Genomic DNA, 24,021 nt, shown 5'->3' on the forward strand with positions numbered 1-24,021 from the left:
GTCACTCCTTGCGGAACCACACCGTCGCCAGGGGCGGCACCACGATGTCGGCGTACGCCGGCTGCCCGTGGTGGTCGCCCCTGGTGGCCGTGATCGCCCCGAGGTTGCCGACGCCCGAGCCGGAGTAGGTCTGGGCGTCGGTGTTGAGCACCTCGGTCCAGGTCCCCTCGGACGGCAGGCCGAGCCGGTAGCCCTCGTGAGGAGTGCCGGCGAAGTTGGCGACGCACACCACGTCGGGCTGCCCCGGCGCACGGCGTACGAACGAGAAGGTGTTGCGACCCGCGTCGTTGGCGTCGATCCACTGGAACCCCGCCGGGTCGTTGTCGCGGCCCCACAGGGCTCCGGAACCCCGGTAGGCGGCGTTCATGTCGCGGACCATCGCGTGCACGCCGGAGTGCTCGGGGTGCTCGAGCAGCCACCAGTCGAGCTCGCGGCTCTCGGCCCACTCGGACTCCTGGCCGAACTCGCAGCCCATGAAGAGCAGCTGCTTGCCCGGGTGGGCCCACATGAAGGCGAGGTAGGCGCGCAGGTTGGCCAGCTGCTGCCACCGGTCGCCCGGCATCTTGCGCAGCAGCGAACCCTTGCCGTGCACGACCTCGTCGTGGCTGATCGGCAGGACGTAGTTCTCCGCGAAGGCGTAGACGAGGGAGAACGTCATCTGGCCGTGGTGGTGGCTGCGGTAGAGCGGGTCCTTCGCAACGTAGTTGAGCGAGTCGTGCATCCAGCCCATGTTCCACTTGAAGCCGAAGCCCAGGCCGCCCTCGCTGGTCGGACCGGTGACGCCCGGCCACGCGGTCGACTCCTCGGCGATCGTGACGATCCCGGGGACGCGCTTGTAGACGGTGGCGTTCATCTCCTGGAGGAACTGCACGGCCTCGAGGTTCTCCCGGCCGCCGTCCTTGTTGGGCGACCACTCGCCGTGCTCGCGGGCGTAGTCGAGGTAGAGCATCGACGCGACGCCGTCGACCCGCAGGCCGTCGGCGTGGTACTCCTCGAGCCAGAAGACCGCGTTGGCGTAGAGGAAGTTGCGCACCTCGTTGCGCCCGAAGTTGAAGATGTGGGAGCCCCACTCCTTGTGCCACCCGCGCTGCGGGTTGGGGTCCTCGTAGAGCGGGGTGCCGTCGAAGTTGGCCAGCGCCCACTCGTCGGTCGCGAAGTGGCCGGGCACCCAGTCGAGGATCACGCCGACGCCGGCCTGGTGCAGCCGGTCGATGAGCCGCTTGAGGCCGTCGGGATCGCCGAAGCGCGCGTCCGCGGCGAAGTAGGAGGTGACGTGGTAGCCCCACGAGCCGCCGAACGGGTGCTGCATCACCGGCATCAGCTCCACGTGCGTGAAACCGAGGTCGGAGACGTAGGGCACGAGCGCGTCGGCGATCTCGTCCCACGAGTAGAGCTCGCCGGAGTAGTGCTTCCTCCACGAGGCCAGGTGGACCTCGTAGGTCGACATCGCCTCGTCCACCGGCTGGCTCGTACGTCGCTTCTCCAGCCACGCGGCGTCGCCCCACTGGTGCTCGGACCTCCAGACCCGCGAGGCGGAGCTCGGCGCCTTCTCGGCGTACTGGGCCATCGGGTCGGCGCGGTCGCCCCACTGGCCGTCGGCGCCGCGGAGGCGGTACTTGTACTGGGCTCCGACGCCCGCGCTCTCGACGTGGACGTGCCAGACGCCCGAGCCGTCGAGGCGGCTCATCGGGTGCTGCGCCCCGTCCCAGCCGGCCCATTCGCCGGCGACCTGGACCTCGAGCGCGTTGGGTGCCCAGACGCGGAAGGACGTGCCGGTGTCGGTGACCTGGGCGCCGAGGACGGTCCAGAGCTCCTCGTGCCGGCCCTCGCCGATCAGGTGCAGGTCGAGCTCTCCGGGTGCATACGTCTCTGTCATGAGCTGCTCTCCTCCAGTGCGGCCAGCGGGATGGACAGCCAGCCGGGGCGGTTGCGGGCTTCGTAGACCGTCTCGTAGACGACCTTGTCGGCGAGGTAGGCGTCGAGCAGGGTGCCTGCCGCGTCGTCCTGACCCTCCGGACCGGCAGTACCCCGCTGGGCGGTGTAGGCCTCGAGGAACGCGGCCCGGTTGCGCGCCGCCCACTCCGCGGCCCGGTAGGCGCGCTGCTCGGCCTCACCCTCGAAGCCGGCGCCGCTCGCCATCGCGACCACCCGCGGGGCGTAGTCGAAGGAGCGGATCATCCCGGCGACGTCGCGCCACACCGAGTCGGGCAGCAGCCGTTCGGCGAGCGGCTTGGCCGGCTCGCCCTCGAAGTCGACGATCTTCCAGCCCCTGACCGTGCGCAGTGTCTGACCGAGGTGCAGGTCGCCGTGGACCTGCTGGACGGCGATCCTGTCGAGGTCGCGGAGCCGACCGAAGGTGGCGCGCAACGAGTCCGCGTAGGGCGCCAGGTCGGGTACGACGTCGAGGGCGGCGTCGAGCCGGCCCTCCATCGCGGACGCCAGGGCGGCGGCCGCGTCGGCGTCGCGCTCCTCGACCGGGAAGTGCGCAGCGAGGTCGGCGTGCACCTCGGCGAGCGCCGTACCGAGCCGGGCGGCCTCGCCGGCGAAGTCGCCGCCGACCTCGTCGGCGTGCAGGTCGGCCTCGGCGAACAGGTTGCGCACGCTGGCGAGCGCGAGGTCCCAGCCGTCGCTCGCGGTGCGGAGGAACTGCTGGAGCATCGCCAGCTGGATCGTCGAGTCGGTGCCGTCGGCGTCGTCGTCGACGAGGTCGAGCCAGCCGTAGAGCGCGGCGACGTGGGTCGAGCCGGCCTCGGTCAGCACCTGGTGGATCGCGATGTCGGGGTTGACGCCAGGCGTGACCTTGCGGAACACCTTCATCAGCGCGTCCTCGCCGAAGGCGACCGACGAGTTGGACTGCTCACCCGAGAAGAGCGTCGAGTGCGACTCGAGGTCGAGATCGTGGCCGGGGAGCCGGTGGAACATCAGCTCGCCCCGCTTGTCGGCCGGCCTCGGCGCGTCGACACCGGTGGCATCGATCCCGTGGGAAGCGAAGGCCGCCAGCCAGAGCGCCATCGACTGCCGGTCGTGGAGCGCGTCGTAGACGTGGCAGTGGCCGTGGTCCTCGTCGTCCCACTCACCGACGTGCGCGTGCGAGAGGCGGTCCTGCGGCTCGGCGTAGAGGGCGAGCGGGAGCTGGTAGTAGTCCGTCGTCCCGTCGGCGTACGCGATCTCGGCGAGGTCGATGGCCACGTGGAGGCCGTCGGGAGCGTCGGGGAGCTCGCCCACGCGCCGTACGCCGGCCAGGGTCCACTCGCGACCCTTGCCGCCGAACCACCGTGCATGGTCGATCAGCCCGCGGAGCTGGTCATGGGGGATGGTCATCCGTCCACTCCCTGGTTGCTGTGCTGGTTGTGGGGGTCCGTCAGTCGGAGCCAGAGGAAGCCGTAGCCCCCGAGCGTGAGCAGGTAGGGCAGCTCGCCGATCGCCGGGAACGGCACGCCGCCGAGCAGCTCGACGGGGACCATGCCCTCCCAGTGGCGGAGGTCCAGCTCGACCGGCTGCGGGAAGCGCGAGAGGTTGTTGACGCAGAGGATCACGTCGCGCTCCTCGCCCTCGGGCGAGTGCTCGCGGATGTAGGACAGCACGCTCGGGTTGGACCCGCCCAGGTCGACGAAGTCGCCGAGGCCGAAGGCCGGGTGCCGGCGCCGCGCGTGGACGAGTCGCCGGGTCCAGTGCAGCAGCGAGGAGCTGTTCTCCAGCTGGGCCTCGACGTTGACGGACTGGTAGCCGTAGACCGGGTCCTGGATCGCCGGCAGGTGGAGCTTGCCGGGGGTGGCGGCGGAGAAGCCCGCGTTGCGGTCGGGCGTCCACTGCATCGGCGTACGCACACCGTCGCGGTCGCCGAGCCAGATGTTGTCGCCCATCCCGATCTCGTCGCCGTAGTAGAGGACGGGCGAGCCGGGCAGCGACAGCAGGAGCGCGGTGAAGAGCTCCATCCGGTTGACGTCGTTGTCGAGCAGGGGTGCGAGACGCCGGCGGATGCCGATGTTGGCCTTCATCCGCGGGTCGTGCGCGTACTCGGACCACATGTAGTCGCGGTCCTCGTCGGTGACCATCTCGAGGGTGAGCTCGTCGTGGTTGCGCAGGAAGATGCCCCACTGGCAACCGTCCGGGATGGCCGGAGTCTGCTCGAGGATCTCCGAGATCGGGAAGCGCGACTCGCGACGCACGGCCATGAAGATGCGTGGCATGACCGGGAAGTGGAACGCCATGTGGCACTCCGTGCCGATCCAGCGACCGTCCTCGGTCTCCTCGGGCCCGAAGTACTCGACCACGTCGGCGGGCCACTGGTTGGCCTCGCAGAGCAGCACGCGACCGGGGTAGTTGTCGTCGACGAACTTCCTGCATTTCTTCAGGAAGTCGTGCGTCTCCTTGAGGTTCTCGCCGTTGGTGCCGGGCCGCTCGTAGAGGTACGGCACGGCGTCGAGGCGGAAGCCGTCGAGGCCCATGTCGAGCCAGAACGCCATCGACTCGAGCATCGCGTCGTGGACCTTGGGGTTGTCGAAGTTGAGGTCCGGCTGGTGGTGGAAGAACCGGTGCCAGAAGTACTGCTGGCGCACGGGGTCCCACGTCCAGTTGGACGGCTCCGTGTCGACGAAGATCACCCGGGCGTCCTGGTAGAGCTCGTCGGTGTCGGACCAGACGTAGAAGTCGCCGTAGGGCCCCTCGGGGTCGCTGCGGCTCTGCTGGAACCACTCGTGGGCGTCACTCGTGTGGTTCATGACGAAGTCGATGATCACCCGGATGCCGCGCTGGTGGCAGGCGTCGATGAACTCGTGGAAGTCCTCGACGCTCCCGCACTCGGGGAGGATGTTGTTGTAGTCGGCGACGTCGTAGCCGCCGTCGCGCAGCGGCGAGGTGAAGAACGGCGGCACCCACAGGCAGTCGACGCCCAGCCACTCGAGGTAGTCGAGCTTCTCGATGAGGCCCTTGAAGTCGCCGGTGCCGTCACCGTTGGAGTCGCGGAACGACCGGACCAGGACCTCGTAGAACACCGCCGTGCGGAACCAGTCGGGTTCGGCGTTGAGCACCGCGGTCGCTGCTCCGGCATCGGCCGGCATGTCGGCGGACGTGGGATGGGCGGGGGTGGTCTCGGTCAACGGTGGCTCCTGACACTGATGATGTGGGCAGGCTCGTGGCCGGGGTCGAGGCGGACGTAGTTGTGCTGGTGCCAGCTCCAGTCCTCGCCGGTGATCTCGTCGTGCGCGACGAACGAGTCGTGCCAGCTCAGGCCGAGCGCGGGCATGTCGAGGTGGATCATCGTCTCGCGCGCACCGTGCGGGTCGAGGTTGATGATGGTGATGACGACGTCGTCCTCGTGCTTCTTGCTGAAGACCAGGACCTGCTCGTCGTCGGACCAGTGGATCGTGATGTTGCGCAGCAGCTGGAGGGCCGGGTGCTGGCGGCGGATCTCGTTGAGTCGCGTGATGTAGGGCGCCAGCGTGGTGCCCTCGGCGTCGTGCTTCTTCCAGTCGCGGATCCGGATCTGGTACTTCTCGGAGTCGAGGTACTCCTCCGAGCCCGGCTTCACCGCGACGTGCTCGAACAGCTCGTAGCCGGCGTACACGCCCCAGCTGGGCGACCCGGTGGCCGCCAGGGCGGCGCGGACCTTGAACGCCGCCGGACCGCCGTACTGCAGGTAGGCGTGGAGGATGTCGGGGGTGTTGACGAAGAAGTTGGGCCGCATCAGGTGGTCGGACTCGCTCGACACCTCGCGGAGGTAGTCCTCGATCTCGCGCTTGCCGGTGCGCCACGTGAAGTAGGTGTAGCTCTGGTGGTAGCCGATCGCGCCGAGCCCGTGCATCATCGCGGGCTTGGTGAAGGCCTCGGAGAGGAAGAGCACGTCGGGGTCCGTACGGCGTACCTCCGCCAGCAGCCACTCCCAGAAGGCGAGGGGCTTGGTGTGGGGGTTGTCGACGCGGAAGATCCGCACGCCGTGGGACATCCAGAGCTTCACGACCCGCAGCACCTCGCGGCACACGCCCGCGGGGTCGTTGTCGAAGTTCATCGGGTAGATGTCCTGGTACTTCTTCGGCGGGTTCTCGGCGTACGCGATGGTGCCGTCGGCGCGCGTGGTGAAGAACTGCGGGTGCGTGGTCACCCAGGGGTGGTCGGGTGCGGCCTGGAGGGCGAGGTCGAGGGCGACCTCGAGGCCGAGCTCCTTCGCCCGCGCGACGAACGCGTCGAAGTCGTCGAAGGTCCCGAGGTCGGGATGGATCGCGTCGTGGCCGCCGTCCTTGCTGCCGATCGCCCACGGGGAGCCGGTGTCGTCCGGTCCGGGCGTGAGCGTGTTGTTGGGGCCCTTCCGGTTGAGCTCGCCGATCGGGTGGATCGGCGGCAGGTAGAGGACGTCGAAGCCCATCTCCGCGACCCGGTCCAGCCGCTCCATCGCGGTGAGGAAGGTGCCCGAGGTGATCTTGCCGGTCTTCTCGTCGCGGGCCGCGCCCTCGGAGCGCGGGAAGAACTCGTACCAGCTGCCGAAGAGCGCACGCGTGCGGTCGGCGCGGAAGCGGTGGGGTCCGCTGATCGAGGTGAGCTCGCGCAGCGGGTGGGCGAGCAGGACCGCACCGAGCTCGGGGTCCTGGAGCGCCGCCAGCCGCGCGGCGGCGGGGCGCTCGGTGTCGGACGCGGCGGCGATGCCGCCCTGGACGAGGGCGGCGGATGCCTTGTCGAGCGGCGGCTCTCCCGCGGCCACCCGCTCCAGCAGGAGCCGGGCCTCGGTGAACATCAGCTCGACGTCGACGCCGGCGGGGATCTTGATGCCGCCGTCGTGCTGCCAGGTGGCGATCGGGTCGGACCAGGAGTGGATCTCGAAGGTCCACTCGCCCTCGACGTCGGGCGTCACGTGGGCGATGTAGCGGTTGGGCTGGTCGCCGTCGGCCACCATGCGCACCGGGTCGCGTCGTACGCCCTTCGGGTCGATCGCCACCACTTCGGCCGCGAGCTGGTCGTGGCCCTCCCGGAAGACCGTGGCGCGCACCGGCATGGGTTCTCCCACGGTGGCCTTCGCCGACAGTCGACCGAGGTCGACGACTGGTGAAACATCCATCACGGGTATGCGTCCGACCATGACCCCACACTTGCGAACCCGGTGTCCCTACGCAAGCCGACCGCGCCCGGTGCCACCCCTTGGGACGGCCCCGGCCGCGGTCGGTCGGACGGTGTCGAGCGTGCGGTGCCTCCCGGTCAGCCGCGCTTCTCGACGGTGATGCGGCGCAGCCGCGTCTTCGAGGCGGTGAGGGCCGCCGGGTCCGCCGGGACGAACCGCACCCGGACGGTGTTGCGGCCCGGGCGCAGCCGGGACTTCCTCACCTTGATGCGCGCCGTGCCGTCGGCGGTCGTCACGACCTTGTACGTCGACTTGTTGATCCGCACGACGAAGCGCCCGGCCTCCTTCTCCACCGCGGAGCGGAGGGTGAGGAACAGCACCGGAGCGGGCTTCTTCCGCGTCTGGAAGGCGCGCTTGACGATCATCCGGATCCTGGTCCTGGCCGCCGCGGTGCCGGTGCCAGTGCCCGCGCCGCTCCCGGTGCCGCTGCCCGCGCCCGTGCCGCTTCCGGCCCCGGTGCCCGCGCCGCTGCCGCCGCCGGTGGTCGGCTGCGTCGGCGTCGTCGCGTCCTCGCCGAACACCTGGAGCTCGGCGGCGTGCACGATCGTGCCGCGGTCGGAGCCCTCCTTGCAGTCGGTCAGCACGGTGGTGCTGGCCGTCTGCTGGCCGGCGTAGGCCGCCTGACCGGTGCACTGGTTCTCCAGCGTCACCAGGCGTACGGCGGCGGCCTGCGTGTCGGGCACGTCGAACTCACGCATGTTCAGCGTCGGCGCGACCGGGCGGGGGAGCGTGCTCGGGAACGCGTCGGCAGGCGAGGTGTAGAACCGCGTCCACGTGGCGTCGGGCGACCCGCAGGCCGCGGTGCAGGCCTCGAGCGCGAACTGGCGCAGCGCGGTGAAGCGGGAGCCGGAGTCCGGGTCGTCCTGCGCGAGCGGGACGTCGGTCGGCGAGGCCGGTGCCGGCGTGAGGTAGGCACTCACCTGCACCCGGCGCACCGTGCTCACCTCGCCCGCCAGGTCCACCGCGACCGAGGGGTTCGACTCGTCGACCTGGGTCTCGGTCACGCCGCCCCAGTTGGTCGCCTCGGTGCCGTCGATCAGCGCCTCGGGGTTGAGCGAGCCCTCGGTGGACCCGATGACCGAGCCGCCGGCGGCGGCCGACGCGAGGTTGACCACGTCACCCAGGGTCTCCGTACGGGCCTGGCCGCCCGGGAGGACGGTCATCGAGTAGCGGGTGAAGCCCCGGTCGGGCGACACGGCGACGATGTCGTAGGTGCCCGGGGTGAACCGCGCGCTCGCGCCCAGGTCGGTGTCCGGGTCGGTGTCCGCGACCGGGGTGACCCGAGCCTCGTAGTCACCGACGTAGATCTTCGCCTCGCCCGTGGTGGCGAAGGTGATGGTCGAGCTCGCGCCCGTCGGGGTCGCGAAGCTCGGGGTGGGCTCGTCGTCGTCGGCGTCCGCGACAGTCGCGTCCACGCCCATGCCGCGGCGGGCGAAGGCCGCCCACATGACGTCGGTGTCCGCCCCGCCGAAGCGCATCTGGTCCGCCGCGATCATCGCGTCGCGGGCGTCGAGCATCGACGTCGCGCCCTGCTGGAGCAGGAAGGCGTCGAACATCAGCTGCACCCAGCGCCGGTTGCCCGGGCACTGGTCGGCCGGGCGCGGCGTGGTGGTCGCGGTCGCATCCGCGCAGGCGAGCTGCAGTGCCTTGTCGGCGTACGGGAACTGGGCGTCGTACTTCTCGACGAGGGCCTGGCGGACCTCCCACATCGTGCCGTTCCAGATCTCGCCGTCGGCGTGGACCTCGGTCCCGGTGGTGTCGAAGCCGTAGTCGGAGTAGTTGAGCGGGTTCTGGTCGATCGAGTAGTCGCGGATCGCGGTCTCGGTGTTGCCGGTGGCGTAGGCGCCGACCGCCCAGACGTTGCCGCCGTTGCTGTAGCCGTGCGCGAACTGGTACTCGCCGGCGACCAGGTCGCCCCACGACTCGCCCATCGCGCCACCCTGCTCGGACGTCAGGCCCTCGTCGGGACCGGCGACCATGCGGTTGCTGATGGCGTGGGTGTACTCGTGACCGACGATGCCCATGTCGAGGCCGCCGTCGGTGCAGGGGGCGTAGAACGCGCCGGCGATCGGCTCGAACAGGTACTGGTTGGTGATGCCGGGGATGCCGTCCTGCAGCGCGATCTGGTTGGCGTTGTCGCGACCCAGGAAGCTCGGGCTGCCGCCGGTGATCGCACCGGCCTGCGCGTTGCCGACCTCCTGGTCGCCGCCGACGCCGCCGCGGCTGCCGTTGTCGAGCTGGAGGTTGTAGTTCTCCTCGGTGAATCCGAGGTAGTAGGAGAAGTCGTGCATCCGGTTGTGCGCGACGAACAGGTTGCCGACCGAGGCGTTGATGTCGTTGCCGCCGGGCACCAGCTGGGTGGCGTCGCAGCGGCTGTTGTTCCAGGCGTCGGTGAACTCCTCGGTGTACTCACGGGTCGGCGAGACCGGCGCCTGGGCGAGGCCGCCCGGGGTGAGCGGGCTCAGCCACGCCTCGTGCGTGTTGGCGTTGTTGCCGACGGTCGTGAAGGTCGACAGCGGGCCGATCGTGTCCCACGGGCCGAAGGCGGCGACGTTGCGCAGCTCGCCGGGGGGAGTGGTGCACGACGGGTCGGTCAGGCGCCAGCACCCGACGACCGAGTTGGTGGGGACCTGGTCGGGGGAGTCGAGCGTCGGGTTGGCCGTGAAGTAGCGCCACCGCGGGTTGCCGGTGAGGTCACCGGTGCCGGGGGCCGCGGTGTCGCTCGTGCTGACCGCGATGGCGTACTGGCCCACGATCACGGCACCGGGCTCGAACTCGCAGACCTGCACCGACCAGGTGCCGCCCGGGATGCTCGCCGCGGTGTACGCCAGCGCCTCGGGGTTGGTGGCGGTGTCGGTCGAGGTGACGAGGGTCGAGCCCCGGAAGAGCTTGAGGACGAAGTCGTCGACCGGGGCACCGGTCGCGATCGCAATGATGCTCCGCGTGAGGTCGTCGGTGAGGTCGAACGGGTGCTGCGGTCCGCAGCCCGTCGCCGGGTCGACCGCGCCCTGGAACAGGTTGTTGTAGGCGAAGTTCTCGGTCTTGTTGTGCCGCGCGAGGACCTCCCCGGTGACGCCGTCGACGAGGCTCGTGAAGGCGAGCGAGGCGCCGCCGGTCACGTTGACGACGTTGGCCTCGAGGACCGGCCGGACGGTGCCGTCGGCCATCGGCAGGGCGCGCAGGCGGACCTGCTGCTCCTGGGCGAAGCCGGGCACGGTCAGCCGCGTCCAGCCACCGCTGACGGTCTTCGTGATGTCGGCGAGCCTCGACGAGGCGACCCCGACGGAGAGGTTGTCCGCTGCCTCCAGCCAGCCCTGCAGGGGCGTCAGCGTCGGCTTCGGCATCGCGTTCGTCGCGGCGCCGTCTGTCCGGGCCAGCGAGGACGAGACGTAGGCGATCTGGCCGTCGGCCACACCGACCGTCACCAGGCCCCCGAGGGCGGGGGCGATGCCGTCGAAGTCCTGGCGGAACAGCACCGCACGGGCGGGCGACTGGGCCAGCTTCTGCGAGCTGACGAGGGCGAGGCCGTCGACCTGCCCCGCCGACATGCCGAAGGCGGCGGCGTGGTCGCGCAGCCAGCTCCTCGCGGCAGTCGCGGGGTCGCCGGCTGCCGCGCCGAGGCTGCCGTCGGCCGGGAGGATCGATGCGGGGGTGCCCAGCGATCCCCACCGCGCGGTGACGTCGCCGAGGGCGGCGACCGCCTGCCGCTGGGCCGGCGTCGGGAGCGCCGTTCCACGGGTGTCGATGTCCTGCGGGCCGGCCACGGGGTCGCCGGGCGTGCGGACGTCCTTCGGGGCGGGACCGGGCGTGATCGCGCTCTGCTCGGCGGTGGCCGGCGAGGCGATCGTGGTGAGGCTGGAGATCGCGAGGAGCGACGCGACCGCGAGGGAGGTGCGGCCGATTCGGCGGCGAGAGGTCATGACCGCGACAACTGCCAGAACGTGGCGGAGGTTACTGGTCGGTGTTGGTCGATCGCTTGGATCGTTCCAAGAAATGCCCTAGCGTGCTCGATCGTGCGCGCGTTCCGACGATTCACCGTCCGTCCTGTCCTGCCCGAGCCCCTCGGTGCCCTCTCCGTCCTTGCGGGCAACCTCCGCTGGTCGTGGCACCCGCCGACGCAGGACGTCTTCGAGGCGATCGACGCCGAGCTGTGGCGCGAGGTCAAGCGTGACCCCGTCCGGTTCCTCGGCGCGGTCGGTCGCGAGCGGCTCGACGAGCTGGTCGACGACGGCGACTTCCGGGCCCGCCTCGACGCGGCCCACGACGACCTCCAGCGCTACCTCACCGAGGACCGCTGGTACGCCCGCAAGGCCGGCGCGGACGCGCCCCGCGCCGTTGCGTACTTCTCCTCCGAGTACGGCATCACCTCGGTGCTGCCGCAGTACTCCGGTGGCCTCGGCATCCTGGCCGGCGACCACCTCAAGGCGTCGTCCGACCTCGGCATCCCGCTCGTCGGCATCGGCCTGTTCTACCGTCACGGCTACTTCAAGCAGGCGCTCGACCGCGACGGCTGGCAGCAGGAGAGCTACCCCGTCCTCGACCCCGACGAGCTGCCGCTGAGCGTGCTCCGCGAGGCCGACGGCTCCCGGGCGACCGTGTCGCTGGCCCTGCCCGACGGCCCCGACCTGGTGGCCCGCATCCTCGTCGCCCACGTCGGCCGCGTGCCGCTGCTGCTGCTCGACACCGACATCGAGGAGAACAGCGCCCACTACCGCGACGTCACCGACCGCCTCTACGGCGGCAACTCCGAGCACCGGCTGCGCCAGGAGCTGCTCCTCGGTGTGGGCGGCGTACGCGCGCTGCGGGTGTGGTCGCGCATCACGGGTGCCCCGGCCCCCGAGGTCTTCCACGCCAACGAGGGCCACGCCGGCTTCCTCGGCATCGAGCGGATCCGCGAGCTCACCGTCGACGACGGCGGTCCGCGCCTCGACTTCGACACCGCGCTCGAGGTCTCGCGTGCCGGCACGGTCTTCACCACCCACACGCCCGTCCCCGCCGGCATCGACCGGTTCCCCCGCGAGCTCGTCTCGCAGTACTTCGGCGGCAACTCGCCGACGCCCGGAGTGCCGGTCGACCGGATCCTCGCCCTCGGCGCCGAGGACTACGACGGCGGCGACGCCGGCGTGTTCAACATGGCGGTGATGGGTTTCCGCCTCGCCCAGCGCGCCAACGGCGTCTCGCAGCTCCACGGCCACGTGTCGCGCGGGATGTTCAACGGCCTCTGGCCGGCCTTCGACGAGGCCGAGGTGCCGATCAGCTCGATCACCAACGGCGTCCACGGCCCGACCTGGATCGCCCGCGAGGTCATCGAGCTCGCCGCGAGCCGCGGCGCCGACATCGACGGCGACGACACCGACGCCCTGTGGCCGATGGTCGACCAGTTCGGCGACAAGGAGATCTGGGACCTCAAGCGCACCCTGCGCACCCGCTTCATCGAGGACGCCCGCGACCGGATGAAGAGGTCGGCGGCCAAGCGCGGCTTCGCTCCCGCCGAGACCACCTGGGTGGACACCGCCCTCGATCCCGACGTGCTGACCATCGGCTTCGCGCGTCGCGTGCCGACGTACAAGCGGCTCACGCTGATGCTGCGCGACCCGGCCCGCCTCAAGAAGCTGCTGCTCGACCCCGAGCGCCCGGTGCAGCTGGTGATCGCCGGCAAGGCGCACCCGGCCGACGAGACCGGCAAGCGGCTGATCCAGGAGATGGTGCGCTTCGCCGACGACCCCGAGGTCCGGCACCGCATCGCGTTCCTGCCCAACTACGACATCGCCATGGCGCAGCCGCTCTACCCCGGCTGCGACGTGTGGCTCAACAACCCGCTGCGCCCCTACGAGGCCTGCGGCACGTCCGGCATGAAGGCCGCGCTCAACGGCGGCCTCAACCTGTCGATCCTCGACGGCTGGTGGGACGAGTGGTACGACGGCAACAACGGCTGGGCGATCCCGTCGGCCGACGGCATCGACGACCCCGACCGTCGCGACGACCTCGAGGCCAACGCGCTCTACGACCTCATCGAGAACGACGTCGTGCCGCGCTTCTACGAGCTCAACGACGAGGGCGTGCCCCCGCGCTGGCTCGAGATGGTGCGCCACACGCTGAAGTCGCTCGGCCCGAAGGTGCTCGCCACCCGCCAGGTCCGCGACTACGTCCGCGAGCTCTATGCCCCGGCCGCGCAGACCGCGCGCTCGCTCAACAGCGACTACGCCGGCGCGCACCAGCTCTCGGCGTGGAAGCAGGAGGTCCGCGCCGCGTGGCCCGGCGTCCGGGTCGAGCACATCGACTCCGAGGGCGTCGGTGACCAGGCCGAGGTCGGCGCGACGCTCTCCGTGCGCGCCTGGGTCGCCCTCGGCGCGCTCTCGGCCGACGACGTCGACGTCCAGGTCGTCCACGGCCGCATCGGCTCCGACGACGTGCTGACCGCCACCACGGTCACGCCGATGTCGGTGGGGGAGTCCTACGACGGCAACCGCCACCGCTTCGACGCCGCGGTGCCGCTCGCGACGTCCGGACCCTTCGGCTACACGGTCCGCGTGGTCCCGCGCAACGACGCCCTCGCCTCGGTCGCCGAGCTCGGGCTGGTGGCCGAGCCCGCCTGATCCGGCGCCTCTTCAGTGTGGCCTCAGGCGAGGATCAGCCAGAGACCGATCGCGGTGGGGACGACCCCGAGCAGGAGCCAGGGGGAGGCCACGCGCTTGCCGTGGATGGCCAGCCCGGCAGCCACGGCACCCGCGCCGAAGATGCCGGAGATGACGGCCAGGCCGACGCGTGAGCTGGTCGGGCCGTCGAGCATCACGGAGGCGACGAGGATGCCGACCACGAGGTGGATGATCGTCGTCACGGCGAGCACCGACATGACCCAGCGCTGCACGCGGGCGAGGTCGCGGGCGTCCTTCTCGGGGTCCTTGATGACCTGGCGCGGCGCGTTCATGTCGAGCAGGTGGCCGCGGCCCTTCTCCTGACGACGTGCGGGGACGCTGCTGGCCATGCGCCCATCCTCCCAGTCGCGCCTGCGTACGTCGATTCGGTGCAGACTGCGCAAGTGCGATCAAGCCGGGAGGTCCGCGCCGCTCCAGGGTGGTGGACATGACGACAGCGGCCGACACCTTCGCTGCGTTCCTCGACACCCTGGGCGAGACCCTCGACCTCGGTGCCGACGAGCGGGCGCGGCGGCTCCACCTGTCCCGCTTCCACCTCGACCGGGTGGTCTCGGCGACGGGCGGGGAGCCACCGGAGCGGATGCGCCGACGGCTCCTGCTGGAGCGGGCGGCGTACCGCCTCGTGACCAGCGAGCACCCGGTGGTCGACGTCGCGTTCGAGGCGGGCTACGGCTCGCACGAGGCGTTCACCCGGGCGTTCGCGCGGGAGTACGGGAGTGCCCCCAGCCACTGGCGTCAGCACCCCACCCGGACCCAGATCGACGGTCCGAGCGGCGTGCACTTCCACCCGCCCGGCAGCCTGCGGCTGCCGACCACCCGAAAGGTGACCCCGATGGACCTGATGACGCGCATGATCGAGCACCACGTCTGGCTGACCGGTGAGCTCCTCGAGCGGGCTGCCCGCCTCACCGACGAGCAGCTCGACGCCCCGATCGAGGTGCCCATCGGCACGATCGACGACGACATGTCCCTCCGCTCGGTGCTGGGCCGGCTCGTGGGCCAGCTCGCCCAGTGGAACGCCGCGGCCACGCAGCGGTCCTACGACTGGGACCAGGAGCGGGGCAAGTCCGTCAGCACCCTGCGTCGCGAGCTGGCCGAGGAGGGCCCGGCGTTCCTCGAGCAGGTACGCACGACGGTCGAGGAGGGCCGGCTCGACGACACCTTCGTCGACGTCACCTGCGACCCGCCGACGGTGTTCACCTACGGCGGGATGATCGCCCACGTCCTGACGTTCGCTGCCGTGCGCCGACTCGTCGTGCTGGGTGCGTACGAGACGCTCGGCATCACCGACCTCGACGCGGGCGACCCGGCGCACTGGGTGGCGCAGCCCGCCTAGCTCAGGTCTGGCGCAGCACCAGCACCGACTGCGCCTGCAGCTCCAGCGAGCTGCCGGCCAGGATGGGGGTGCCCACGGCGATCTCGGCGTTGGTCGAGAGCACCACCTCGCCGTGGTGCACCCACTGGTTGTCCGGCAGGGTGAGCTTCACGTCGTCGTGACCGGCGTTGAGCCAGATCATGAAGGACTTGTCGCGCACCTGCTCGCCGCGGGGCCCGGGGTAGCGCAGGGGAGCGCCGTTGAGGAACATCCCGACGGTGCGGCACGAGTCGTCGTTCCAGTCGTCGGTGGACATCTCGCGGCCGTCGGGGTGCACCCAGACGAGGTCCTTGATGCCGCCCTTGATGGTCGGCCGGCCCTCGAACCAGTGCCGCTGGCGCAGGGCCGGGTGCTCGCGCCGGAGCCGCAGCGCGGTCTTGGTGATCTCGTAGACGTCGAGCCACGCGTCGTCGGGACGCCAGTCGATCCACGAGGTCTCGTTGTCCTGGACGTAGGCGTTGTTGTTGCCGCCCTGGGTGCGGCCGCGCTCGTCGCCCGCCGTCAGCATCGGGACGCCGCTGGAGAAGCAGAGCGTCGCCATCAGGTTGGCGGCCTGGCGACGGCGCAGCGCGACGATCGACTCGTCGTCGGTCTCGCCCTCGGCTCCGTGGTTCCACGACCGGTTGTTGTCGGTCCCGTCGCGGTTGTCCTCGCCGTTGGCGCCGTTGTGCTTGTGGTTGTAGGACACCAGGTCGCGCAGGGTGAAGCCGTCGTGGGCGGTGATGAAGTTGACCGAGGCGTAGGGCGAGCGGCCGTCGTCGGCATAGAGGTCGCTCGACCCGGCGAGCCGCGTCGCCACCGTGCGTACGCCGGCCGCGTGCCCGCGCCAGAAGTCGCGCATCGTGTCGCGGAACTGGTCGTTCCACTCGATCCACGGCGGCGGGAACTCACCCACCCGGTAGCCGTCCATCGAGGCGTCCCACGGCTCGGCGACGAGCTTGACGTGCCGCAGCACCGGGTCCTGGCCGATGGCGGTGATCAGGTGGCTGCCCATGTCGACCACCTGGTTGGTGCGCGTCAGGGCGCTCATCAGGTCGAAGCGGAAGCCGTCGACGTGCATCTCGTTGACCCAGTAGCGCAGCGAGTCGAGGATCAGCCGCAGGCTCTGGGTGTGGGTCGCGTCGACGGTGTTGCCGCAGCCCGTCACGTCCCAGTAGGTGTCGGCCATCGGCTCGGCGTCGTCGTCCCCGTCGCCGGGCGGCGGCACGACGCGCTGGTAGTAGCCGAGGTCGTCGAGTCCGCGGAAGCTCAGGGTCGGGCCGAGCGGACCGGCCTCGGCGGTGTGGTTGTAGACCACGTCGAGGATGACCTCGAGCCCCGCCCTGTGGAAGGCCTTCACCATGTCCTTGAACTCGGTGACCTGCTGGCCGCGGTCCCCGGACGAGCTGTAGGCGTTGTGGGGCGCGAAGAACCCCACCGAGTTGTAGCCCCAGTAGTTGGTCATCCCGTTGGCCAGCAGCGCGGTCTCGGAGAAGAACTGGTGGACCGGCAGGAGCTCGACGGCGGTGACGCCGAGGTCGCGGAGGTAGTCGGTGACCGCGGGCGTGGCGAGTCCGGCGTACGTCCCCCGCAGGTGCTCGGGCACGCGGTCGTGCAGTGCCGTCATGCCCTTGACGTGCATCTCGTAGATCACGGTGTCGCGCCAGCGCCGACGCGGCGGGGTGTCAGCGCCCCACTGGAACTCGTCGTGGACGACGACGCTGCGCGGCACGTAGTCCGCCGAGTCGACGTCGTTGCGCACCGTCGGGTCGTCGCGGTCGTGGTCGAAGATGGCGTCGTCGACGACCAGGTCGCCCGAGACCGCCTTGCCGTAGGGGTCGAGCAGCAGCTTGGCCGCGTTGAACCGCATGCCGGTCGCGAGGTCCCACGGACCGTCCGCGCGGTAGCCGTAGCAGCGTCCGGGGGCGACACCCGGGATGGCGCCGTGCCAGACGCCGAGCGTCGACTCGGTGAGCAGGTGCCGCTCCTCGGCCCCGTCGTCGTCGAACAGGCACACCCACACGCGGCGGGCGGCGGGTGCGTAGACCGCGAAGTTCGTCGACTCGCGCGACCAGGTGGCGCCCAGCGGGAAGTGACGGCCGGGCCAGACGTCTCTCGTCTCGCCGTCGTGGTTCCAGACCGATGCGATGTCAGGGGGCGGTGTCACCCGGGTCATTGTGGTGGACTCGCCACTGCACGGCACAATGCGACGTCTCACTGCGACGTCCGCATCGCATCACGCATCTCCCACCCACTCTCAGGAGCAGCCATGGAGTTCGTCTCGATCGACGTGACCGACGGGGTCGCCGTGCTCCGGCTTGACCGGCCCAAGATGAACGCCATCAGCGTGCAGGTGCAGGCCGACCTCCGCGAGGCCGCCGCCGAGCTGACCGAGCGCGACGACGTACGCGCCGTGGTGGTGTGGGGCGGCGAGCGGGTCTTCGCCGCCGGCAACGACGTCAAGGAGATGGCGGAGGTCTCCTACGCCGAGATGGTGCGGATCGCCGACTCCGCGAGCTCCGCCACCACCGCGATTGCCCGGATCCCCAAGCCCGTCATCGCGGCCGTCAACGGCTACGCCCTGGGCGGGGGCTGCGAGCTCGCGCTCGCCGCGGACCTGCGCTTCGCCGCGGAGGACGCGGTCTTCGGCCAGCCCGAGGTGCTGCTCGGGATCATCCCCGGCGCCGGCGGCACGCAGCGCCTGTCCCGACTGGTCGGTACGTCGACCGCGAAGGACCTGATCTTCACCGGTCGCTTCGTCAAGGCCGACGAGGCGCTGCGGATCGGCCTCGTCGACCGCGTCGTGGCCGCCGAGCAGGTGCTCGACGAGGCGGTGTCGTACGCCGCCCAGTTCAGCGGCGCCGCTGCGCTCGCGATCCGTGCGGCCAAGGAGTGCATCGACCTGGGCTCGGAGACCGACCTCGAGACCGGCCTCCAGATCGAGCGGCAGCAGTTCGCCGCGATCTTCGCGACCGAGGACCGTACCCGCGGCATGTCCTCGTTCGTTGAGAACGGACCGGGCAAGGCAACATTCGTGGGACGTTGATCCCCGCCTGACCGGCGACGACCTCGACGAACGACGCGACGAACGACTAGGAGACCCACCGTGGTGACGAAGATCCGGGCACGACTGGCGCAGCTCGTCTGGCTGCTGGCGGCGCTGGCAGCCCTCGTCCTGGCCATCGGCGCCCTGCTGATCGCGCTGGACGCCAACCGGAGCAACTCGCTGGTGGACTTCGTCCTGCGTGCGGCCGACTTCATCGACCTCGACGTCTTCTCGCGCAAGGACGGCATCAAGCAGTTCGAGGGTGACGGGGCCCAGGTCAAGAACGCCCTCTTCAACTGGGGCCTCGGCGCGATCGCGTACCTCGTCGTCGGTCGCCTGCTGGATCGCATCATCAAGCCCTAGAAGCAGCCGCGGTAGCCACGTCGCTCAACTATCGTGAGGGCGTGAACCGCACCTGCGTTGCCACGGCCGCCGCACTCGTCGCCCTCGCGGGCGGGGGCTGGGCGGCGCCCGCGCACGGCGCGCCCCCGTCGACGACGACGCTCACGCTGAGCAGCCCCACATCCGCCTACGGGCAGACGGTGACCGCCTCGGCGCAGGTCGCGCTGCCCGGCGGCACGCCCGACGGGGACGTGCTCTTCATCGTCGACGGCACGCCCATCAAGGCCAACCTCCGCGGCGACGGCACCGCGAGCATCACCCTCCCGCGCGCCGTCGTCGGCACCCACTCGGTGGTCGCGCGCTTCGTCCAGTTCCCCGACCAGCAGCAGGGGAGCGACTCCGCACCCGCGACGTGGGTCGTGGCCCAGGCGCGCACGTTCGTGCAGGTCCGCGTCACCGGCCGCGGCGCCCACACCCCGACGGCCGTCGTGATCGGGGCGGTCGGCGACTTCGGCACCCGGCCCACGGGAGCGGTGAGCGTGAGCGTGCGCCACCTCGGCACCGGCAAGGTCACCCGGCGCCAGCGGACGCTCGACCAGGCGGGGGCGGCCACAGCCCGCCTCGGCATCCTCAGGACCGGCCGCTACCGGCTGCGGGTGACGTACGCCGGCGACGCCCAGCACCTCCTCGCCCGATACACCGAGAAGTTCACCGTCCGCCAGCGCTGAGCCCGGGTGCGGCCTGTGAGCCACTCCACCCGGATCGGCATTCCGGTCCGGGGTGACTCACTAGTAACCTCGAGCGCACATCCGAGTCCACAGGAGGGGCCGCGAGGCCACACCACCATGAACATTGTTGTCTGTGTGAAGTACGTGCCGGACGCCACGGCCGACCGCAAGTTCGAGGACGACAACACCGTCGACCGCGTCGGTGTCGACGGCCTGTTGTCCGAGCTGGACGAGTACGCCGTCGAGCAGGCGTTGCAGTTCCGCGAGAAGCGTGAGGGTGAGGAGATCACCGTCACCGCCCTGACCGTCGGCCCCGAGAAGGCCGTCGACGCGGTGCGCAAGGCGCTCCAGATGGGCGCCGACTCCGGCGTCCACGTCGTCGACGACGCGATCGCCGGCTCCGACTACCTCGGCACGTCCCTCGTGCTGGCCAAGGCCGTGGAGAAGATCAAGGCCGACGCCGGTGCCGACCTCGTCATGTGCGGCATGGCCTCGACGGATGCCTCGGGCTCGGTCGTGCCGGCGATGCTGGCCGAGCGCCTGGGTCTGCCGCAGGTCACGCTGGCCTCCGTGGTGGAGTCGCAGGGCGACCAGGTCCGCATCAAGCGCGACAACGAGGGCTCGACCGAGGTCATCGGTGCGACGCTGCCGATCGTGCTGAGCGTGACCGACCAGTCGGGCGAGGCCCGCTACCCGTCGTTCAAGGGCATCATGGCGGCGAAGAAGAAGCCGCTGGAGACGTGGTCGCTCACCGACCTCGGCCTCGACGCCGAGCAGGTCGGCCTGTCGGTGGCCTACACGCAGGTGGAGGACACCGAGGCCCGCCCGCCGCGCACGGCCGGCGAGGTCGTCACCGACGAGGACGGATCGGGCGCCGGCGCGCTGGTCGAGTTCCTCGCGTCCAAGAAGTTCATCTGAGGAGCTGCGTAGACATGTCTGAAGTCCTGGTAGTCGTCGACCACGCCGACGGCGAGGTCAAGAAGCCCACCTACGAGCTGCTGACGATCGCCAAGCGGCTCGGCGAGCCGTCCGCGGTGTTCTTCGGCTCGCCCGAGCAGGGTGACGCGGTGGCCGAGAAGGTCAAGAAGTACGGCGCTGCGAAGGTCTACGTCGTCGACGACGCCCAGATCAAGGGCTTCCTCGTCGCGCCGAAGGCCGAGGCGCTGCAGCAGCTGGCGGAGCAGGCCGGCCCCGCAGCGATCCTCCTGCCGTCGACCTTCGAGAACAAGGAGGTCGCCGCCCGACTGGCGATCAAGATCGGCTCCGGCCTGATCACGGACGCGGTCGACGTGAGCGACGCGGGTGTGACCACGCAGAGCGTGTTCGCCGGCAACTACACGGTGCAGGCCAAGGTCACCACCGGCACGCCGATCATCACCGTCAAGCCCAACTCGGCCGCTCCCGAGGAGTCCGAGGGTGCCGGGACCGTCGAGGCGTTCGCCGCGACGATCTCGGATGCCGCCAAGGGCGCGCAGATCGTGGCCACCCAGCCGCGCCAGTCGACCGGTCGTCCCGAGCTGACCGAGGCCGCGATCGTGGTCTCCGGCGGTCGCGGCACCGGCGGCAACTTCGAGCCCGTCGAGGGCTTCGCCGACTCCCTCGGTGCTGCCGTGGGCGCCTCGCGTGCCGCGGTCGACTCGGGCTGGATGCCGCACGCGTTCCAGGTCGGCCAGACCGGCAAGACCGTCTCGCCGCAGCTCTACGTCGCCAACGGCATCTCCGGTGCGATCCAGCACCGCGCCGGCATGCAGACGTCGAAGACGATCGTCGCGGTCAACAAGGACCCCGAGGCGCCGATCTTCGAGCTCGTCGACTTCGGTGTGGTGGGCGACCTCCACACGGTCCTGCCCGCCGCGACCGAGAAGGTCAAGGAGCGCAAGGGCTGAGCCCCGACGACCGCACGACGAACGCCCCCGGCTGCACCAGCCGGGGGCGTTCGCACGCGTCGGTCGCTCAGATGGCCTTGACCCACACGTGCCACCCGTCGCTGCGGTGCACGAGGCGCACGATCTGACCCATGTCGATCCGGGTGCTGCGCATGCTGAACCAGAACGGCTTGTCGTAGAGCCGTTCCCCCTCGGCTGCGGAGCACCGGCCCCGCGCCGGCGTCCGGAACCGGCCGAGCCCGGTGGTGCCGTCGGCGGTGATGCGGCGGAGCAGCGTCGGCCACCTCCGCGAGCCCGGCGCTGCGACGAGACGCACGGCTGCCTGCGGGCCGTCCGGGAGTGCGACGTCGCAGCGACCCGTCGAGCCGGTCGGCAACGTGACGACGCCGAGCTCGCGGGAGATGACGTGCGTGCTGGTCGGCCCGGGCACGGCGACGTACTGGCCGTCCGGGGACGGGCCCAGGGGTCGATCGCCCATCCGGAGCGCCTGCCAGTCGTGGCCGTCGCGGGTCGTGAGCGCCACGTTGCCGCCCTTGCAGTCGAGCACGGCCACGAGCACGCCGAGGGTCTCGCCGTACGAGCCGCCCCAGTGGCACCTGGTGGGCGACGTGAACACCGTCGTCGCCGGTCCCCACATCTGGGCGACCGGGTCGTAGACCTGCACCTGCACCCGCCGCCCGGTCCGTGAGCCGAGCGCCACGAGGGGCGCACCGGGCGCGGTGAAGAACTGCACGTCGAGGCCTCCCCGGTCGGGGATCACCAGCCCGGGAGCGGACTGTGGCGTTCGCCTGCTGACGGCCCAGGGCGAGGTGGGGTCGGGACGTGAGATCACGGCCACCTGTCCCGGGTCGCCGGTCCACCCGAAGAGCGTGGTGTCGGCATCGGCGTTGGCGAAGAAGCTGTCCCGGCAGGCGTCGTCGAGCGCGAGCTGCTGCCGGGTCGGGGTCGCGTCGCCGGTGCGCGTCAGCGCCACGATCCCGCACTGCTCGCCGTCGAGGCTGCCGCCGTAGAGGAAGGACACCTGCTCGGAGTCCGTGATGGTGGCGGTCACGGTGTACTCCTGGCCCTCGCTCGCGATCTCGTGGGTCGCGAATCCGGCGGCCGTGCGGGTGACGTAGGCCTGGTGCAGCGGCCACACGGCGTTGACCCCGTCGGGGGAGATGCCGGGCTCCTCGTGGCCCTCGCCCGGGAGCGTGTACGACGACCACGTCACGCCGTCGGGCGACCACAGCGCCCGTGACGCGACCGGCGCCTGGTCCTCGGAGTAGCCGTAGCGGTCGCACTGGGCGAGGACGGCGACGGCGCCGTTGGCCGTGCGGGCGTCGACCTCGCCGCAGAAGAGGTTCTTGCGCCGCAGCACGTCGAGGCGCGGACCCCACGTGCCGGTCGCCGCGTCACGTCGCCGCGACACGACGGCGCGGTAGTCGTCGGTGGCCCACACCCGCAGCAGGTCGCCGTTCGCGAGCGCGAGCTCGACGCCGCCGACGATCTCGCGCGGCAGCTCCGTGGACGGTTGCCCCGCCGGCGCGGTCTGGGCGCCCACCGTCGGGCCCGTCAGGACCGCTGCTGCCGTCGCGAGCGCGACGATCACCCCCGTGATGCGAGACATGGGCCGAGGATAGGGCCAACCGGTCCTACGCTGGCCGCATGAGCAGCGAGGAGTCCGTGCGCGAGGTGGCCGGTCGAGCGCGGACCGCCAGCCACGTGCTGGCCACGGCGACCCGCGCGACCAAGGACGCGGCGCTGCACGCGATGGCCGACGCCCTGCTCGCCTCCTCCGAGGCGATCCTGGCCGAGAACGCCGACGACGTCGCGCGGGCCGAGGCGGCCGGCACGCCCGCCAACATCGTCGACCGGCTGCGTCTCGACGACGACCGGCTCGCGTCGATGGCGCAGGGACTGCGCGACGTCGCCGGCCTGCCCGACCCGGTGGGGGAGGTGCTCCGGGGCAGCACGCTCGCCAACGGCCTCGAGCTGCGGCAGGTGCGGGTGCCGTTCGGCGTGGTCGGGATGATCTACGAGGCCCGCCCCAACGTCACCGCCGACGCCGCCGGCATCTGCCTCAAGGCGGGCAACGCGGTGCTTCTGCGCGGCTCGTCGAGCGCGCGCTCGAGCAACACCGCGATCGTCGAGGCCATGCGGGGCGCCCTCGACGGCAGCGGCCTGCCCGCGGACGTCGTACAGCTCGTGCCGGGGGACACCCACGACAGCGTCAAGGCGCTGATGCGGGCCCGCGGACTGGTCGACGTGCTCATCCCGCGCGGTGGTGCCGGACTGATCCGCAGCGTCGTCGAGGAGTCCACGGTCCCCGTGATCGAGACGGGCGTGGGCAACTGCCACGTCTACGTCGACGCCTCCGCCGACCTCGAGCAGGCGCTCGCGATCGTGCTCAACGCCAAGACCCAGCGCACGAGCGTGTGCAACGCCGCGGAGTCGCTGCTCGTGCACCGCGACGTCGCCGACGAGTTCCTGCCGACGGTGGTCGAGGCGCTGCAGGCGGCCGGGGTGGTCGTCCACGGCGACCCCGCGTTCGCCGAGTACGACGACGTGGTGCCGGTGACCGACGAGGACCACGCGGCCGAGTTCCTCGCGATGGAGATCTCGGCGGCGGTCGTGGACGACGTGGAGGGCGCGATCGAGCACATCCGGCGCTTCTCGTCGGGCCACACCGAGGCGATCCTCGCCCGCGACCAGGCCACCATCAGGCGCTTCGTCGCAGCCGTCGACTCGGCCGCGGTGGTGGTCAACGCCTCGACGCGGTTCACCGACGGTGGCGAGTTCGGCTTCGGTGCCGAGATCGGCATCTCGACGCAGAAGCTGCACGCCCGCGGCCCCATGGGCCTGCCGGAGATGACGTCGAGCAAGTACGTCGTGGTCGGTGACGGGCACGTGCGGTGAGCC

At 71.0% G+C, this 24,021-nt stretch carries 16 protein-coding genes; 8 read left to right on the forward strand and 8 right to left on the reverse strand.

Annotation, left to right across the window (positions count from 1 at the left end; genetic code table 11):
* Position 1: 1 nt before the first annotated feature.
* The 5 genes from glgB to JI751_RS18315 form a co-directional block, all read right to left on the reverse strand.
* Positions 2-1,876, reverse strand: a complete 1,875-nt coding sequence (glgB, locus tag JI751_RS18295) for a 1,4-alpha-glucan branching protein GlgB (RefSeq protein ID WP_201939902.1) — start codon at positions 1,874-1,876, stop codon at positions 2-4.
* On the reverse strand, positions 1,873-3,321 hold the full coding sequence (locus JI751_RS18300; protein ID WP_201939903.1) for a maltokinase N-terminal cap-like domain-containing protein: 1,449 nt from the start codon (positions 3,319-3,321) through the stop codon (positions 1,873-1,875). Before JI751_RS18300 ends, glgB begins: the two co-directional genes overlap by 4 nt.
* Positions 3,318-5,060, reverse strand: a complete 1,743-nt coding sequence (gene treS / locus JI751_RS18305; RefSeq protein WP_201940112.1) for a maltose alpha-D-glucosyltransferase — start codon at positions 5,058-5,060, stop codon at positions 3,318-3,320. The genes JI751_RS18300 and treS overlap by 4 nt, the downstream gene beginning before the upstream one ends.
* A 35-nt stretch (positions 5,061-5,095) precedes the next feature.
* Positions 5,096-7,069 carry an alpha-1,4-glucan--maltose-1-phosphate maltosyltransferase gene (locus JI751_RS18310; RefSeq protein WP_201939904.1) on the reverse strand — a complete coding sequence of 658 codons (1,974 nt, stop codon included), beginning with the start codon at positions 7,067-7,069 and terminating at the stop codon, positions 5,096-5,098.
* 116 nt (positions 7,070-7,185) lie between these two features.
* Positions 7,186-11,028 (reverse strand): M36 family metallopeptidase, encoded by a 3,843-nt coding sequence (locus JI751_RS18315; RefSeq protein ID WP_201939905.1) that lies wholly within the window; start codon positions 11,026-11,028, stop codon positions 7,186-7,188.
* Between the two features lie 93 nt (positions 11,029-11,121).
* On the opposite strand from JI751_RS18315, the gene glgP reads away from it, so the two are divergent.
* Positions 11,122-13,704, forward strand: a complete 2,583-nt coding sequence (gene glgP, locus JI751_RS18320) for an alpha-glucan family phosphorylase (RefSeq protein ID WP_201939906.1) — start codon at positions 11,122-11,124, stop codon at positions 13,702-13,704.
* 23 nt (positions 13,705-13,727) lie between these two features.
* On the opposite strand, the gene JI751_RS18325 is transcribed toward glgP, so the two are convergent.
* Positions 13,728-14,093: a hypothetical protein gene (locus JI751_RS18325; RefSeq protein ID WP_201939907.1), complete on the reverse strand. Its 366-nt coding sequence runs from the start codon at positions 14,091-14,093 to the stop codon at positions 13,728-13,730.
* Positions 14,094-14,191: 98 nt separating this feature from the next.
* Here JI751_RS18325 and JI751_RS18330 point away from each other — a divergent pair, with 98 nt between their 5' ends.
* Positions 14,192-15,100: a helix-turn-helix domain-containing protein gene (locus JI751_RS18330; RefSeq protein ID WP_201939909.1), complete on the forward strand. Its 909-nt coding sequence runs from the start codon at positions 14,192-14,194 to the stop codon at positions 15,098-15,100.
* 1 nt (position 15,101) lies between these two features.
* On the opposite strand, the gene glgX is transcribed toward JI751_RS18330, so the two are convergent.
* The gene (gene glgX / locus JI751_RS18335) at positions 15,102-17,285 is read right to left on the reverse strand and encodes a glycogen debranching protein GlgX (RefSeq protein ID WP_307814364.1); all 2,184 of its coding nucleotides are present in this window, start codon (positions 17,283-17,285) and stop codon (positions 15,102-15,104) included.
* Positions 17,286-17,387: 102 nt separating this feature from the next.
* Here glgX and JI751_RS18340 point away from each other — a divergent pair, with 102 nt between their 5' ends.
* The 5 genes from JI751_RS18340 to JI751_RS18360 all read left to right on the forward strand — a co-directional run bounded on the left by JI751_RS18340 (position 17,388) and on the right by JI751_RS18360 (position 21,120).
* Positions 17,388-18,164, forward strand: a complete 777-nt coding sequence (locus JI751_RS18340) for an enoyl-CoA hydratase/isomerase family protein (protein ID WP_201939913.1) — start codon at positions 17,388-17,390, stop codon at positions 18,162-18,164.
* A gap of 60 nt (positions 18,165-18,224) precedes the next feature.
* Entirely contained in the window at positions 18,225-18,527 is a 303-nt protein-coding gene (locus JI751_RS18345; protein WP_201939914.1) for a hypothetical protein, read from the forward strand.
* Positions 18,528-18,568: 41 nt separating this feature from the next.
* The gene (locus JI751_RS18350) at positions 18,569-19,234 is read left to right on the forward strand and encodes an Ig-like domain-containing protein (protein ID WP_201939915.1); all 666 of its coding nucleotides are present in this window, start codon (positions 18,569-18,571) and stop codon (positions 19,232-19,234) included.
* 135 nt (positions 19,235-19,369) lie between these two features.
* Positions 19,370-20,152, forward strand: a complete 783-nt coding sequence (locus JI751_RS18355; RefSeq protein WP_307814366.1) for an electron transfer flavoprotein subunit beta/FixA family protein — start codon at positions 19,370-19,372, stop codon at positions 20,150-20,152.
* Between the two features lie 14 nt (positions 20,153-20,166).
* The gene (locus JI751_RS18360) at positions 20,167-21,120 is read left to right on the forward strand and encodes an electron transfer flavoprotein subunit alpha/FixB family protein (protein WP_201939917.1); all 954 of its coding nucleotides are present in this window, start codon (positions 20,167-20,169) and stop codon (positions 21,118-21,120) included.
* A 67-nt stretch (positions 21,121-21,187) separates the two neighbouring features.
* On the opposite strand, the gene JI751_RS18365 is transcribed toward JI751_RS18360, so the two are convergent.
* Positions 21,188-22,729: a hypothetical protein gene (locus tag JI751_RS18365; protein ID WP_201939918.1), complete on the reverse strand. Its 1,542-nt coding sequence runs from the start codon at positions 22,727-22,729 to the stop codon at positions 21,188-21,190.
* A gap of 38 nt (positions 22,730-22,767) precedes the next feature.
* On the opposite strand from JI751_RS18365, the gene JI751_RS18370 reads away from it, so the two are divergent.
* Positions 22,768-24,018 carry a glutamate-5-semialdehyde dehydrogenase gene (locus JI751_RS18370; RefSeq protein WP_201939920.1) on the forward strand — a complete coding sequence of 417 codons (1,251 nt, stop codon included), beginning with the start codon at positions 22,768-22,770 and terminating at the stop codon, positions 24,016-24,018.
* The last annotated feature ends 3 nt before the right edge of the window (positions 24,019-24,021 follow it).

It is taken from the genome of Nocardioides baculatus, assembly GCF_016735675.1.
Classification (GTDB): domain Bacteria; phylum Actinomycetota; class Actinomycetes; order Propionibacteriales; family Nocardioidaceae; genus Nocardioides; species Nocardioides baculatus.

Coding starts and splice junctions, on each gene's coding strand:
- glgB (WP_201939902.1), bottom strand. CDS start 1,876: ATGACAGAGACGTATGCACCCGGAGAGCTCGACCTGCACCTGATCGGC.
- JI751_RS18300 (WP_201939903.1), bottom strand. CDS start 3,321: ATGACCATCCCCCATGACCAGCTCCGCGGGCTGATCGACCATGCACGG.
- treS (WP_201940112.1), bottom strand. CDS start 5,060: ATGCCGGCCGATGCCGGAGCAGCGACCGCGGTGCTCAACGCCGAACCC.
- JI751_RS18310 (WP_201939904.1), bottom strand. CDS start 7,069: ATGGTCGGACGCATACCCGTGATGGATGTTTCACCAGTCGTCGACCTC.
- JI751_RS18315 (WP_201939905.1), bottom strand. CDS start 11,028: ATGACCTCTCGCCGCCGAATCGGCCGCACCTCCCTCGCGGTCGCGTCG.
- JI751_RS18325 (WP_201939907.1), bottom strand. CDS start 14,093: ATGGCCAGCAGCGTCCCCGCACGTCGTCAGGAGAAGGGCCGCGGCCAC.
- JI751_RS18330 (WP_201939909.1), top strand. CDS start 14,192: ATGACGACAGCGGCCGACACCTTCGCTGCGTTCCTCGACACCCTGGGC.
- JI751_RS18340 (WP_201939913.1), top strand. CDS start 17,388: ATGGAGTTCGTCTCGATCGACGTGACCGACGGGGTCGCCGTGCTCCGG.
- JI751_RS18360 (WP_201939917.1), top strand. CDS start 20,167: ATGTCTGAAGTCCTGGTAGTCGTCGACCACGCCGACGGCGAGGTCAAG.
- JI751_RS18365 (WP_201939918.1), bottom strand. CDS start 22,729: ATGTCTCGCATCACGGGGGTGATCGTCGCGCTCGCGACGGCAGCAGCG.
- JI751_RS18370 (WP_201939920.1), top strand. CDS start 22,768: ATGAGCAGCGAGGAGTCCGTGCGCGAGGTGGCCGGTCGAGCGCGGACC.